This window comes from Pseudomonas vranovensis (assembly GCF_040438935.1).
GTDB lineage: Bacteria > Pseudomonadota > Gammaproteobacteria > Pseudomonadales > Pseudomonadaceae > Aquipseudomonas > Aquipseudomonas vranovensis.
This window is the reverse complement of record NZ_CP159259.1, coordinates 1907479-1921904: the sequence shown is the minus strand read 5'-3', so window position 1 is coordinate 1921904 and position 14426 is coordinate 1907479. Positions and strand designations below refer to the sequence as shown.

The 14426-nt window shown below is 62.5% G+C and carries 14 protein-coding genes; 12 read left to right on the top strand and 2 right to left on the bottom strand.

Annotated features, from left to right (window positions below; genetic code table 11):
- Positions 1–17: 17 nt before the first annotated feature.
- The 12 genes from ABVN19_RS08990 (at position 18) to ABVN19_RS08935 (ending at position 13311) form a co-directional block, all read left to right on the top strand.
- Positions 18–683 (top strand): response regulator transcription factor, encoded by a 666-nt coding sequence (locus ABVN19_RS08990; RefSeq protein WP_028945168.1) that lies wholly within the window; start codon positions 18–20, stop codon positions 681–683.
- Between the two features lie 552 nt (positions 684–1235).
- Positions 1236–2333 (top strand): 3-deoxy-7-phosphoheptulonate synthase, encoded by a 1098-nt coding sequence (locus tag ABVN19_RS08985; RefSeq protein WP_051270642.1) that lies wholly within the window; start codon positions 1236–1238, stop codon positions 2331–2333.
- A gap of 32 nt (positions 2334–2365) precedes the next feature.
- Positions 2366–2647 carry a peptidylprolyl isomerase gene (locus tag ABVN19_RS08980; RefSeq protein ID WP_010226518.1) on the top strand — a complete coding sequence of 94 codons (282 nt, stop codon included), beginning with the start codon at positions 2366–2368 and terminating at the stop codon, positions 2645–2647.
- Positions 2648–2778: 131 nt separating this feature from the next.
- Positions 2779–4596 (top strand): extracellular solute-binding protein, encoded by a 1818-nt coding sequence (locus ABVN19_RS08975; protein WP_256585756.1) that lies wholly within the window; start codon positions 2779–2781, stop codon positions 4594–4596.
- Positions 4593–5651 carry a microcin C ABC transporter permease YejB gene (yejB, locus tag ABVN19_RS08970; protein WP_105641308.1) on the top strand — a complete coding sequence of 353 codons (1059 nt, stop codon included), beginning with the start codon at positions 4593–4595 and terminating at the stop codon, positions 5649–5651. The genes ABVN19_RS08975 and yejB overlap by 4 nt, the downstream gene beginning before the upstream one ends.
- Positions 5651–6673, top strand: a complete 1023-nt coding sequence (locus tag ABVN19_RS08965) for an ABC transporter permease (RefSeq protein ID WP_028945166.1) — start codon at positions 5651–5653, stop codon at positions 6671–6673. Before yejB ends, ABVN19_RS08965 begins: the two co-directional genes overlap by 1 nt.
- 30 nt (positions 6674–6703) lie before the next feature.
- Positions 6704–8095, top strand: coding sequence for a sigma-54-dependent Fis family transcriptional regulator (locus tag ABVN19_RS08960; RefSeq protein WP_028945165.1), 1392 nt, complete (start codon positions 6704–6706; stop codon positions 8093–8095).
- Positions 8096–8306: 211 nt separating this feature from the next.
- On the top strand, positions 8307–9698 hold the full coding sequence (locus tag ABVN19_RS08955) for a GntP family permease (RefSeq protein WP_028945164.1): 1392 nt from the start codon (positions 8307–8309) through the stop codon (positions 9696–9698).
- A gap of 10 nt (positions 9699–9708) precedes the next feature.
- The gene (gene hbdH / locus ABVN19_RS08950; protein ID WP_105641309.1) at positions 9709–10479 is read left to right on the top strand and encodes a 3-hydroxybutyrate dehydrogenase; all 771 of its coding nucleotides are present in this window, start codon (positions 9709–9711) and stop codon (positions 10477–10479) included.
- Positions 10480–10535: 56 nt separating this feature from the next.
- Positions 10536–11015, top strand: a complete 480-nt coding sequence (eco, locus tag ABVN19_RS08945; protein WP_105641310.1) for a serine protease inhibitor ecotin — start codon at positions 10536–10538, stop codon at positions 11013–11015.
- A gap of 24 nt (positions 11016–11039) precedes the next feature.
- Positions 11040–13001: an acetoacetate--CoA ligase gene (locus ABVN19_RS08940; RefSeq protein ID WP_105641311.1), complete on the top strand. Its 1962-nt coding sequence runs from the start codon at positions 11040–11042 to the stop codon at positions 12999–13001.
- A gap of 34 nt (positions 13002–13035) precedes the next feature.
- Positions 13036–13311 (top strand): peptidylprolyl isomerase, encoded by a 276-nt coding sequence (locus tag ABVN19_RS08935; RefSeq protein ID WP_105641312.1) that lies wholly within the window; start codon positions 13036–13038, stop codon positions 13309–13311.
- Here ABVN19_RS08935 and ABVN19_RS08930 read toward each other — a convergent pair.
- Both ABVN19_RS08930 and ABVN19_RS08925 read right to left on the bottom strand, forming a co-directional pair.
- Entirely contained in the window at positions 13308–13568 is a 261-nt protein-coding gene (locus ABVN19_RS08930) for a DUF1652 domain-containing protein (RefSeq protein ID WP_028945160.1), read from the bottom strand. The genes ABVN19_RS08935 and ABVN19_RS08930 overlap by 4 nt on opposite strands.
- A 120-nt stretch (positions 13569–13688) precedes the next feature.
- Positions 13689–14315, bottom strand: coding sequence for a LysE family translocator (locus ABVN19_RS08925; protein ID WP_028945159.1), 627 nt, complete (start codon positions 14313–14315; stop codon positions 13689–13691).
- Positions 14316–14426: the final 111 nt, after the last annotated feature.

Here is a 14426-nt window from a genome sequence, read left to right as displayed (position 1 = left end):
CAATAAGGTGCAAAGCCATGTACAAGATTCTGATCGCCGACGACCACCCGTTGTTTCGCGAAGCCATCCACAACGTCATCAGTGATGGTTTTCCCGGCAGCGAAGTGATGGAGACCGCCGACCTGGACAGTGCCCTGGCCTTGACCGGGGAACACGACGACCTGGATCTGATCCTGCTGGACCTGAACATGCCCGGCATGCATGGGCTGGGTGGGCTGATCAACCTGCGCAACGAGGCACCGACCATTCCGGTGGTCATCGTCTCGGCCGAACAGGACAAGCAGATCGTGCTGCAGGCCATCACCTACGGCGCTGTGGGGTTTATCACCAAATCCTCGCCGCGCTCGCAAATGACCGAGGCCATCGAGCAGATCCTCAATGGCAACGTGTACCTGCCGCCCGACATCATTCGCACGCAGAAGCCCGGTACCCGGCGCAACCACAGCGAGCACCCGGGCTTTGCCCCCGAGCTGTTGCAGGCCCTGACCCGCAAGCAGTTGCTGGTGCTCGAACGCATGACCAAGGGAGAGTCGAACAAACAGATCGCCTACAACCTGGACATCGCCGAAACCACGGTCAAGGCGCATGTATCGGCGATTCTGCGCAAGCTCAATGTGCACAACCGCGTGCAGGCGATCCTGAGCGCCGGCGATATCGACTTCACCGCCTACCTGCGACGATAGTCGTGATAAATCGTGCAGATGGAAATTAGCCATTGAAACCGCGCCGGTGCCTGAAGTAAGCTCAGGCTCATCAACTGGAGAGTCCCATGTCGCAATCCACCCTCACTCACGCACACCCCGCCGGTCGCCTCTCGCGCCCAGTGCTGGCGGTTGCCGAGTGCGCGACGGCCGCTCCCGCTGCGTTTTATTTTGGGTATTGGTTTAGCCACAGGCGCCGCTGATACCCACACCGGCGCCCACTTTCAAGGGGCCGCCGAATACGAGAATACTCAAACCCCCGGTCGGCCCCTCCGATCGGGGGTTTTGCTTTTAAGCCCCCACGCAACCGAACAGATACTGAGGATTACCCCATGAACTACGCCGCCTACCACCGTTACCCAAGCTTTACCGCCTGGCGATTTAGCCAATCCCGTTCGGGCCAGTCTGCCGCCTCCGATCGGTCACTTGTTGGTGGCACAGATACACATGACGCCAATCAGGCCAACTGTCGAACACCTCGATAGGGCCGACAGCGCGGGCAAGACCCCGCCATCCGCCCAGGGAATCCAGAACATGCAATCGTCCACACTCGCTCTGCCACTGTCCGAACCCACCGCTGCCAACAGCGCCGTCAGCCAACGCCTGCCGAGCCCGCTGTTGCTCAAGCAGCAGATGCCGCTGTCCACCGCCCTAGCCGCCCAGGTCGAACGCCACCGCAAGGCTGTACGCGCCATCCTCAATGGCGAAGATTCACGCCTGCTGCTGATTGTCGGCCCCTGCTCGCTCCACGACCCACGCTCGGCCCGCGAATACGCGCAGCGCCTGGCACGCCTGGGCGCAGAGGTCAGCGACCAGATGCTGCTGGTGATGCGCGCCTATGTTGAAAAACCGCGCACAACGGTGGGCTGGAAGGGCCTGGCGTACGACCCGCACCTTGATGGCAGCGATGACATGCACGCCGGTATCGCGCTGTCGCGCGGGCTGATGCTGAGCATGCTCGAATGCGGCCTGCCAGTGGCCACGGAGCTGCTGCAACCGATGGCAGCCGGGTACTTCGACGATTTGCTCAGCTGGGCGGCCATTGGTGCACGCACCACCGAATCGCAGATCCACCGCGAGATGGTCAGCGGCCTGGGCCTGCCGGCAGGGTTCAAGAACGGCACCGACGGCGGTGTCGGCATCGCCTGCGATGCGATTCGCAGCGCTGCCCACGGCCACAGGCACTTCGGCATGGACGCGCAAGGTTTCCCGGCCATCATCGAAACCCTGGGCAACCCGGATACGCACCTGGTACTGCGTGGCGGCAACCAAGGCCCCAACTACGATCGCCAGAGTATTGCGCTGGCGCGACAGGGCCTGGCCAAGTCGGGCGTGAGCCCACGGGTCATGGTCGATTGCAGCCATGCCAACAGCGGCAAGGATCCGATGCGCCAGCCGCAGGTGTTCAACGAGGTGCTGGAGCAGCGCTTGCAGGGCGACACGTCGCTGATCGGCATGATGCTCGAAAGCCATTTGTTCGACGGTTGCCAGGCGCTGGGCAATGCACCGCTCAAATACGGGGTGTCGATCACCGACGGCTGCCTGGGTTGGGACGGCACCGAAGCGCTGTTGCGTCAGGGGGCAGCTGCATTGCGTGACATTGCGCAGGAAAAAAGCGCTGCAATCCGGTAGTCTCGGCACTTTCTTGCAAAGGAGCATCTCCCATGGCCAAAGCCACTGCCCGTCACATCCTGGTTGCCACTGAAGACAAGTGCAACGAACTGAAGGCTCAGATCGAAGCCGGTGCCGATTTCGCCGAAATCGCCAAAGCCAATTCCACCTGCCCGTCCAGCCGTCAGGGCGGCGACCTGGGTTCGTTCGGCCCAGGCCAGATGGTCAAGGAATTCGACACCGTGGTGTTCAGCGCCCCGGTCAACACCGTTCAAGGCCCGGTGAAGACCCAGTTCGGTTACCACCTGCTGGAAGTGACCAGCCGCCAGGACTGAGTCCATCGCACCCGAATCGGTCCGCCCGGGCCGGTTCGGGTGTAGCGCTCCGAGCTGCTAAGCTACAGCCACACCCGTGGGCACAGGTAGTCAGGCGCTTGCAATCCGTTCCTTCCTCTCTCGCTGTAGTCTTGGTCCTAATTCTGGCTTGGACTCATGCCGCCCTGGCAGCTCCCAGCCACGCTCTCACGGTCTATGGCGAAGCGCCCCGCTATCCCGCCAACTTCAAGCATTTCGACTACGCCAACCCCGACGCCCCCAAAGGTGGCACCTTGCGCCGCTCGGCCATCGAGATCGGTCAGTTCGACCATGTGCTGCCCTATATCGACAAAGGCACCGGCGTGGCCGAGGTCGACGGTTGGCTGTACGCGCCCCTGGCCGTGCGCTCGCAAGATGAGCCCTACACGGTGTACGGCCTTATTGCACACCAGCTTGAACGCGCCCCTGACGGTCTGTGGCTGCGTTTCTATCTCGACCCGCGTGCACGCTTTGCCGATGGCCAGCCGGTGCGCGCCGAGGATGTGCGCTTCACTTACGAAACGCTGATGCAAAAAGGCAACCTCAAGTTCCGTACCCAGTTCGCCGATGTCGAGCGGGTCGAGATCGAGGGGCCACGGCAGATCCGCTTTCACTTCAAGAACAACCTGAACCGCACCCTGCCACTGGACCTGGCCACCTTGCCGGTACTGCCCGAGCACGAGTGGAAGGACCGTGACTTTGCCAGCGGCGGTGGTTTTGATACGCCCGTAGGCAGCGGCCCCTATCGTATCGGGCCAATCGACAACGGTCGCAGCATCACCTTTGAACGCGATCCGACCTGGTGGGCTCGGGACCTGCCGGTCAACCGCGGCCGCTACAATTTCGACCGTCTGCGCATCGAATACTTCGGCGACACCGAAGTGGCGCGCCAGGTGCTGCGCGGTGGCGGCTTTGACTACAACCGCGAGTTCTCCGCCACCGGTTACTCCATCGGCTACAACAGCCCGGCGCTGGAAGACGGTCGCTTGCAGCGCGCCCACTTGGGCAAGCAAGCACCACAAACGGCCCAGGGTTTTGTCTTCAACCTGCAGCGGCCGGTATTCAAGGACCGTCGCGTGCGCCAGGCGCTGGCCATGCTTTGGGATTTCGAGTGGAGCAACCGGCAGATGATGCGCAACCTGTACATCCGTCAGCAGAGCTTTTTTTCCAACAGCGTCCTGGCGGCCCGGGCGCTGCCGGATGCCGGTGAGCTGGCGCTGCTGGAGCCCTTGCGCGGGCAGATACCCGACGAGGTATTTACCCAGGTGTTCGAAGCGCCGCGAACCGACGGCTCGGGGCTGATTCGCGACAAACAGCTGCAAGCCCTGGCCTTGCTCCAGGCGGCAGGCTGGAAACCTGAGGGCGACCAACTGGTAAACGACCAGGGCGAGCCACTGCAGTTCACCTTCCTCAATGCCCAGACCGGCTTCGAGCGTTTGCTGCTGCCCTGGAAGCGCAACCTGGCGCAGATCGGCATCACCCTCGCCATCCGCCGGATCGACCCTTCACAGTACGTCAACCGGCTCATGGCCCGAGACTACGACATGATCGTGACCGGCTACCCGGTCACGACCTCACCCGGCATCGAGCTGTACAACGTCTTCGGCTCGACCTCGGCCAACGACCCAGGCGCCAACAACTACATGGCCCTGCAGGACCCGGCGGTCGACCGGCTGATCGAAGGGCTGGTCAAGGCCAGCACCCAGGCCGACATGCTGCGTCATGCCCATGCCCTGGACCGGGTGCTGCAGTGGAACTACTACTGGATCCCCAACTACTACCCACCCGGCTCCTCCACGGTGTGGTGGAACCGCTTCGGGCTGCCCAAGGTGCAAGCCAGCAACGACGAAGGCCTGGACAGCTGGTGGGAAGTCAGCCCCACGGCGTTGACCAACGCGCAAATGGCCGAGCGCCTCAAGGAGCAGCCATGAGCGTCAACATCCTGCGGCGGCTGCTGTTGATCATTCCGACCTTGCTGATCATCCTGCTGGTCAATTTTGTCATCGTCCAAGCCGCACCCGGTGGCCCGGTGGAGCAAGCCATCGCCCGCTTGCAGGGCATTGGCGCAAGCGCGCCCGGCGCCAGTGTCGAAACCCTGCATGCGAGCTCCCGGGCCAGCCGCGGCCTGGACCCCAAGCTGATCGAGGACATCAAGCGCCAGTATGGCTTCGACAAGTCGGCACCGGAACGCTTGTGGCTGATGCTGGGCCAGTACGCACGACTGGACTTTGGCAACAGTTTCTTTCGCGGCGCCAAGGTGACCGACCTGATCCTGGAGAAAATGCCAGTTACCCTGTCGCTCGGTTTCTGGGCCACGCTGATTACCTACCTGGTGTCCATCCCCCTGGGCATTCGCAAGGCCGTGCGTCACGGCACGGCGTTCGATGCCTGGAGCAGCAGCCTGATCGTGATTGGCTATGCGCTGCCGTCGTTCCTGTTCGCCTTGCTGTTGATCGTGCTGTTCGCCGGCGGCACCTCGCTGAACTGGTTCCCGGTGCGGGGGCTGGTGTCAGAGAACTTCGATCAGCTCAGCCTGCTGGGCAAGGTGGCCGACTACTTCTGGCACCTGGTGTTGCCGGTCGGGGCCCTGGTGATCGGCGGTTTTGCTACCCTCACCTTGCTGACCAAGAACGCCTTTCTCAACGAAATTACCCGCCAGTACGTCATCACCGCCCGGGCCAAGGGCCTGAGTGAACGCCGGGTGCTGTACGGCCATGTGTTTCGCAACGCCATCCTGTTGGTGGTGGCCGGCATTCCCCAGGCATTGATTACGGTGTTCTTTGCCGGCTCCCTGCTGATTGAGGTGATCTTCTCCCTCGATGGCCTTGGGCGCATGAGTTACGAAGCGGCGGTTTCGCGGGATTACCCGGTGGTGTTCGGCTCACTGTTCATCTTCACCGTGTTCGGGCTGTTGATCCGCCTGGTCGGTGACCTGTGCTACACCCTGGTCGATCCGCGAATCGACTTTGCCACGAGGGCGCAATGATGTTCAGCCTGTCGCCGGTCTCGCGCAGACGCCTGCAAGCCTTTCGCCGCAACCGCCGGGGCTGGTACTCGCTTTGGCTGTTCAGCTGCTTGCTGGTGCTGAGCCTGGGTGCCGAGCTGGTGGCCAACGACAAGCCATTGCTGTTGAGTTACCAGGGCCAGCTGTATTTCCCGGCCTTCAAGCGCTACACCGAACAGGAATTCGGCGGCCAGTTGCCGTTCCAGCCTGACTACCGCAGCCAGTACGTGCAGCAGTTGATCAAGGACCAGGGTGGCTGGATGCTGTTCGCCCCGATACCCTTCAGTGCCGATACCCCCAACTACGACCTGCAGCAACCCACCCCGAGCCCACCAACGGCCGTGAACTGGCTGGGCACCGACGATCAAGCCCGTGATGTACTGGCCCGGGTGCTCTATGGCACTCGAGTGTCGATCCTGTTTGCCCTGGCCCTGACCGTGATCAGCACGGTGATCGGCATTGCCGCCGGCGCCTTGCAGGGTTATCACGGCGGCTGGATCGACTTGATCGGGCAGCGCTTGCTCGAGGTATGGTCGGGGTTGCCAGTGCTCTACCTGCTGATCATCCTCAGTGGCTTTGTAGAGCCGAACTTCTGGTGGTTGCTGGGCATCATGGCGCTGTTTTCCTGGCTCGCCCTGGTGGACGTCGTGCGTGCCGAGTTCCTGCGCGGGCGCAACCTGGAATACGTGCTGGCCGCCCGTGCCCTGGGCCTGCAGGATCGCTGGGTGATCCTGCGGCACATACTGCCCAATGCCATGAACGCTACCCTGACCTTCCTGCCGTTCATCCTCACCGGCGCCATCACCACCCTCACCGCCCTGGACTTTCTCGGCTTCGGCATGCCTGCCGGCAGCGCCTCACTGGGCGAACTGGTGAACCAGGGCAAGCAGAACCTGCAGGCACCCTGGTTGGGCTTCACCGCCTTTTTTTCGCTGGCGCTGATCCTGTCCCTGCTGGTGTTCATCGGCGATGCCTTGCGCGAAGCCTTCGATCCACGGGCATAATCCCAGCCTTTGACCTTCAGGGAGCGGCCCATGCCTGCCAGTGACAGCCTCAAGGACTACCAGCAGGTGCGCCTGCTGGCGATCCGATCACTGTTTGAAATCATCGAGCAGTCCAGTGAAGGCACCATCATTGTCGACCGCGATGCCCGTATCGTCTGGATGAACGAGCGCTATGCCCGGCGCTTTGGTTTGCACAACGCCGCCAGCGCCATCGGCCAACCCTGCGAGAGCGTGATCCCCGGCAGCTTGATGCGCGAGGTATTGAGTAACGGCCGGCCGATTCTCCTCGACATGCTCGACACCCCCAAGGAGCCGTTGGTGGTCATGCGTTTGCCGGTCCATGACGGCAACGGCGAGTTGATCGGCGCCATCGGCTTTGCCTTGTTCGATGAACTGCGCAGCCTCTCGCCGCTGCTCAAGCGCTATGCCAGCATGCAGCAGGAGCTGGCTTCGACCCGCTCGTTGCTACGGGCCCGCCAGGCCAAGTACAGCTTTGCCCAATTCATTGGCACCAGCGCTGCCAGCCTTGAGGTCAAGCGTCGCGCCCGGCGTGGCGCGAGCAGCGATTCGGCCGTGCTGCTGCTGGGTGAGACGGGCACCGGCAAGGAACTGCTGGCCCATGCCATCCATGCCGCCTCGCCACGGGCGCACAAGGCGTTTGTCAGCATCAACAGCGCCGCGATCCCCGAAACCCTGCTCGAAGCCGAGTTCTTCGGCACCGCGCCTGGCGCCTACACCGGCGCCGACCGCAAGGGCCGCCCCGGCAAGTTGCAACTGGCCGAAGGCGGTACCTTGTTCCTCGACGAGATCGGCGACATGCCGCTGCCGTTGCAAAGCAAGCTGCTGCGGGTACTCCAGGAGAAAGAGTACGAGCCGGTGGGCTCCAACCAGATGATGCACAGCGACGTTCGCATTATTGCCGCCACCTCCACCGACCTTTCGGCAGCCATGACCCGGGGCGAGTTTCGTGCCGACCTGTACTACCGGCTCAATGTTCTGCCGATTCAGGTGCCGCCGCTGCGCGAGCGCCTGGATGACTTGCCGGCCTTGAGCGAGGCGATCCTCGAGGAGTTGGGCAGTCAGCATGAGCTGGATGACGATGCCCAGGCCTTGCTCGCCCGCCATGCCTGGCCGGGCAATATCCGAGAACTGCGCAACGTGCTGGAGCGTGCGACCTTGCTGGCAGACCAGCCTCGCTTGAACGCCCATGATGTGCAGGCCGCGCTGGGTAACCTGGCGCCCCTGACGGTGCAAGCGCCGTCGTTGAGCTATAAACAGGCGTGTGCCGAATTTGAGCGCAAGCTATTGCTGGACACCCTCGCGCGCTGCGCCGGGAATGTGCCGCAGGCCGCGCAGATGCTGGGGCTGGGGAGATCTACCCTGTACAAGAAATTAGTGGCGCTTGGCGTTTCGTCTCAATAAAGAGACTTGTGTTTCTTTCTTGAGACTTCGTCGCGAGGCAAGCCCGCTCCCAGCGTCTGTAGGAACGGGCTTGCCCCGCGATTCTCAAGTCAGAGACTTCTCTCTCCCCAAACTAAAAATATTCTATATATATCAATAACATAGTTAATTGGCACGATTCCCGCTATCTCCAGCAACCAACAAAAACAAGATGCATCCAAGGAGACACTCGATGAGTGTGATCATCGCCCTGGCAGCCCTGGCGCTGCTGATGCTGGCTGCTTACCGTGGTTATAGCGTCATCCTCTTCGCCCCTATCGCCGCCCTCGGCGCGGTATTGCTCACCGATCCTTCCGCTGTCGCCCCGGCCTTCACCGGTGTGTTCATGGAGAAGATGGTCGGCTTCATCAAGCTGTACTTTCCGGTGTTCCTGCTCGGCGCCGTATTCGGCAAGTTGATCGAGCTGTCGGGCTTTTCCCGTTCGATCGTCGCTGCCGCGATCCGCCTGCTCGGCACCCGCCAGGCCATGCTGGTGATCGTGCTGGTGTGCGCCTTGCTGACGTATGGCGGGGTCTCGTTGTTCGTGGTGGTGTTTGCGGTTTACCCGTTCGCCGCCGAGATGTTCCGCCAGAGCAATATCCCCAAGCGCCTGATCCCGGCCACCATTGCCCTGGGCGCGTTCTCGTTCACCATGGATGCCCTGCCCGGCACCCCGCAGATCCAGAACATCATCCCCAGCACTTTCTTCAACACCACCGCCTGGGCCGCGCCGTGGCTGGGGCTGATTGGCACAGTGTTCGTATTCTGCACCGGCATGCTCTACCTGCAGCGCCAGCGCAACAAGGCCCAGCGCGCCGGCGAAGGTTATGGCACGGAGCTGCGCAACGAGCCGGAAACTGCAGCCGACCTCACGCTGCCCAACCCCTGGCTTGCGCTTTCGCCCTTGCTGCTGGTGGGGGTGATGAACCTGCTGTTTACCCATTGGATTCCCACCTGGTACGGCAAGACCCACACCTTGCAACTGCCGGGCATGAGCGCCCCGGTGCAAACCGAGATCGCCAAGCTCACGGCCATCTGGGCAGTCGAGGCGGCCTTGCTGCTCGGTATTCTGCTGGTACTGGTGGCAGGCTTCGGCGCAATCAAGAGTCGCCTGGCCGAAGGCAGCAAAAGTGCGGTCAGCGGCGCGCTGCTGGCGGCAATGAACACCGCGTCCGAGTACGGTTTCGGCGCGGTGATTGCCTCGTTGCCGGGTTTCCTGGTACTGGCCGATGCGCTAAAGGCGATTCCCAATCCACTGGTCAATGAAGCAATCACCGTGACCTTGCTCGCCGGTATCACCGGCTCCGCCTCCGGTGGCATGAGCATCGCCCTGGCTGCGATGTCCGATACTTTCATTGCTGCGGCCCACGCCGCGAACATCCCCCTTGAGGTACTGCACCGGGTGGCCGCCATGGCCAGTGGTGGCATGGACACCCTGCCGCACAATGGCGCAGTGATCACGCTGCTGGCAGTCACAGGGCTGACTCACCGTGAAGCGTACAAGGACATTTTTGGTATTACCCTGATCAAGACCCTGGCCGTGTTTGTGGTTATCGCCACGTTCTACGCCACCGGCATCGTCTGAGGAGCAACCCATGAATCTGAACGGCAAGACAGCAGTGGTCACCGGATCCACCAGCGGCATCGGCCTGGGGATTGCCCATGTCCTGGCCCAGGCCGGGGCCAACCTTGTACTCAACGGCTTCGGCGATGCCAGTGCAGCCATCGCCGAGGTGGCCCGCCATGGTACCCGGGTTGGCCATCACCCGGCGGACCTCAGCGACGTGAAGCAGATCCAGGACCTGTTCGCCTACGCCGAGCGCGAGTTCGGCAGTGTCGATATCCTGGTCAACAATGCTGGCATCCAGCATGTCGCGCCCGTGGACGAGTTCCCGGTGGAGCGCTGGGACTCGATCATCGCCGTCAATCTGTCGGCGGTATTCCACGGTACCCAATGGGTGCTGCCGGGCATGCGCCAGCGCAACTGGGGCCGAATCATCAACATCGCCTCGGTTCACGGCCAGGTCGGCTCCGTCGGCAAGGCTGCCTATGTCGCCGCCAAGCACGGCGTGGTGGGCCTGACCAAGGTAGTGGGCCTGGAAACCGCCACCAGCAACGTCACCTGCAATGCCATCTGCCCAGGCTGGGTGCTGACGCCGCTGGTGCAGAAACAGATCGATGACCGCATTGCCAGCGGCGTTCCGGCACAACAGGCCCAGCATGATCTGCTGGCCGAGAAGCAACCTTCGTTGGCCTTCGTCACTCCCGAACACCTGGGTGAACTGGTATTGTTCCTCTGTAGCGAAGCTGGCAGTCAGGTTCGTGGTGCTGCCTGGAACATCGACGGCGGTTGGCTGGCCCAGTGACGGGCGGCTCGGGATCTGGCTGCGGTATCGTGCTTTTTTATCTGCAAGGAGGCCTTATGCGCCCAATCCCCCTCACCGCGTTGTTCACCCTGACCCTGGCTGTCGGTACTTCGGTACAGGCTGCCAGCCTCAAGGATGTGGCGCCCTACCCCGAGGCCGAAAAAGGCTTTACCCGCCAAGTGATCCACCTGCCGCAACAGGCCGATGAATCCGCATTCAAGCTCGAAGTCATGGCCGGCAAACAACTGCAGGTCGACTGCAACCGCCAGCACCTGGGTGGCAGCCTTGAAGAAAAAACCCTGCAAGGCTGGGGCTACAGCTACTACCGCCTGGAGAAGGTCATGGGCCCTGCCTCGACCTTGATGGCCTGCCCGGACAACACCCGCAAAGAAGCCTTCGTACCCGTGGTCGGCGACGGTTTCATGCTGCGCTACAACAGCAAGCTGCCAGTGGTGGTCTACGTGCCCGATGGCGTCCAGGTGCGCTACCGCATCTGGTCGGCCTCGGCTGAAGTGAAGCACGCTACAGTGGAGTAAAGGGTCCAACCAAGGGGACACGGCATGAACGACGTGCTCTGGCAGCCGAGCAAGGCGCACATCCAGGCAACACGGATGGATGCCTTCCGCCTTGAGGTCAACCGCAGGTTCAACCTCACGCTTGCCGACTATGGCGAGTTGCACCGCTGGAGCATCGAGCAGCGTGCCGCGTTCTGGCAGACCCTGGCCGACACCTTTGCGGTGCGTTGGCACCAGCCGGCCACCGAAGTCCTCAGTGAGGGCCCGCAGATGCCCGACGCCGGCTGGTTTGGCGGCGCCACCCTCAACGTTGCCGAACACCTGCTACGCCGGCGTGATGGGCAACCGGCCCTGATCGTTGTACGTGAGGATGGCGAACGCCGGGTGATCAGCCATGCCGAGCTGGCCGCTCAGGTCGCCGGGCTGCAGCGCAGCTTCAAGGCCTGCGGCATTGGCGTCGGCGACCGCGTTGCCGCGTGCATGCCCAACACCTGGCAAACCCTGGTGGCCATGCTTGCCTGCACCAGCCTGGGTGCCATCTGGTCATGTTCATCACCCGAGTTTGGTACCCACGGGATCATCGACCGCTTCGGCCAGATCGAGCCCAAGCTGCTGATGGTGTGCGCGGGCTACCCGTACGCCGGCAAGAGCATCGACCAGGTCGACAAGATCAACGAGGTACTGGCCCAGCTGCCGAGCCTCGAACAACTGCTGGTGGTGCCGTACACCCGCCCGCACAGCCGCAGCGACGAATTTCACAGCAACGCCCGCATCAGCCTGTGGGACGACTTCTACCAACCCGGCGGCGAGCCGCAATTCACCCCCCTGCCATTCGATCATCCGCTGTACATCCTCTATTCCAGCGGCACCACCGGTGTGCCCAAGTGCATTGTTCACAGCGCCGGCGGCGTACTGCTGCAGCACCTCAAGGAACACGGCCTGCACAACGACCTGGGCCCGGACGATGTGCTGTTCTACTACACCACCTGCGGCTGGATGATGTGGAACTGGCTGGTCAGCGGCCTGGCCGTGGGTACTACCCTTGTGCTGTATGACGGCTCACCCTTCCACCCCGCCCCGGAGCGCTTGCTCGACCTGATCGACAGCGAGCGGATCACAGCGTTCGGCACCAGCGCCAAGTACCTGGCCGCGCTGGAGCATGCCCACGTGCAGCCGCGCCTGAGCCACCGCCTGAATACGCTCAAGCTACTGTTGTCGACCGGCTCGCCACTGTCGCCGGAGAGCTACGACTACGTCTACCGAGAGTTCAAGGCTGATCTGTGCCTGGCGTCAATGTCTGGCGGTACCGACATCTGCTCGTGCTTTGTAATCGGCAATCCGGTGCTGCCGGTGCGTCGTGGCGAAATCCAGTGCAAGAGCCTGGGGATGGCGGTTGAGGTCTGGGACGATGACGGCCATGCCCTGATAGGTGCAAAAGGCGAGCTGGTCTGCACCCGACACTTTCCAGCCATGCCCCTGGGGTTCTGGAACGATCCGCAAGGCGAGCGTTTTCGCGCAGCCTATTTCAGTCAGTTCCCCGGCGTCTGGGCACAGGGTGACTACGCCGAACAAACCCCCACGGGTGGCATGCTTATCCACGGCCGCTCGGACGCGGTACTCAATCCTGGCGGGGTACGCATCGGCACGGCGGAGATCTACCGCCAGGTGGAGAAAATAGACGAGGTGCTTGAGAGCGTTGCCATCGGCCAGCGCTGGCAGAACGACGTGCGCGTCGTACTGTTCGTACGCCTTCAGGAAGGCGTGGTGCTGGATGAGGTGCTGCAGGCACGGATTCGCCAGGAAATCCGCAGCAACACCACCCCACGTCATGTGCCGGCGGTGATCGCTGCCGTCAACGATATTCCACGTACCATCAGCGGCAAGATCGTTGAGCTGGCCATTCGCAACGTGGTGCATGGAGAGCCGGTAAAGAACACCGATGCCCTGGCCAACCCCGAAGCGCTCGAACAATTTCGTGACCGCCCGGAATTGCGCGATCAGGCATAATGGCGCGTTTTCCGCATCGCAAAGGCATTTAGAGATGAAAGCACAGGCCCGGCATATTCTGGTCAAGACCGCTGAAGAAGCCGAACAACTCAAGCAGCGCATCGCCAAGGGCGAGGCGTTCGATGTGCTGGCCAAGAAGTATTCCACCTGCCCGTCCGGCAAGCGCGGCGGTGACCTTGGCGAGGTGCGTCCAGGGCAAATGGTCGGGGCCATCGACCAGGTCATTTTCAAAAAACCGCTTCGCACCGTGCACGGTCCGATCAAGAGCAAGTTCGGCTATCACCTGATGCAGGTGTTCTACCGCGACTAAAGGCTGTCGCTGCGCCGGCCTGCCCGCAGCCTGTGCTGATCGGCAAGATCATTGCGAAGACCGACTATCAGATTGGAAATGGCCCGGCTGCTGGTCAACTGGTCAGCACTGATGCCGGTTACCAGCAGGTCGACGCGTTCACAGCGGCGGTCGAATACCCGCACTGTCAGTGAACGGTCTGCAGCCTGGGTGCATTGGCAGCGCACCGGCAGAAAGCTGCTTTCTATGATATTGCGCAACTCCAGGGTCGAGAGCATCGGTAAGTCTCCTTGGCAGTGGCGGGCAACCTTTCCGTGTGCCCGATTCCAGCCACAAGCCTAGGGCATTTCCGCCCTCACGCTCAGATCCTTTCTCTATAAGCCCTTTACCTTACAGGCTCAGGCGCGGCGCGCTGCCAACAGGCCAGCACCGGCCAGGCCCAGCAACGTGGCACTGACCCGGTTGAACAGCCGCCGCGGCCCCGGCTGGTTGAACCAGCGCTGCAGGTAGGCCCCTAGCCACCCGTAGAGGGCGATGGCCAGCCACTCCAGCAACAGGAACATGCCGCCCAGCCAGGCAAACTGCTCGGACACCGGCACCGGGCTGCCAACCTGGATGAACTGCGGCAGGAACGCGGTGAAGATCAGGATGGCCTTGGGATTGCCCGCGGCCACCCAGAATTCCTGTCGGGCCAGGCGCAAGGTGCCGCTGCTGCGTTCGGCGACCACGGCGCTGGCGGCCACGGGGGCGCGCCACAGTTGCCAGGCAATGTAGAACAGGTAGGCCGCCCCCAACAACTTGATGGTCAGGAACAGGTACTCGCTGGTGTGCAGCACCACCGCCAGCCCCATCGCGGCCAGCACGATCATCCCGGCGAACGCCAGCAACCGGCCGACGCCCGCCACACAGGCAATCCGCAAGCCGTAGCGACTGGCGTTGTTCAAGGACAGCAGGTTGTTCGGGCCCGGGGCCATGTTCAAGGCGAAGCAGGCGGGTACGAACAAGGCGAGTGTGGACAGCTCCATGGCAGTTCTCCGGTGGCAAGGCCACAAGGTTCCGGCCAGCGGCCTGCCGGCGTCAAGGTACAGTTGGGATGGAAAACTGTGCGTGTGCGATCCGCGTGCCGGTTGACTTCT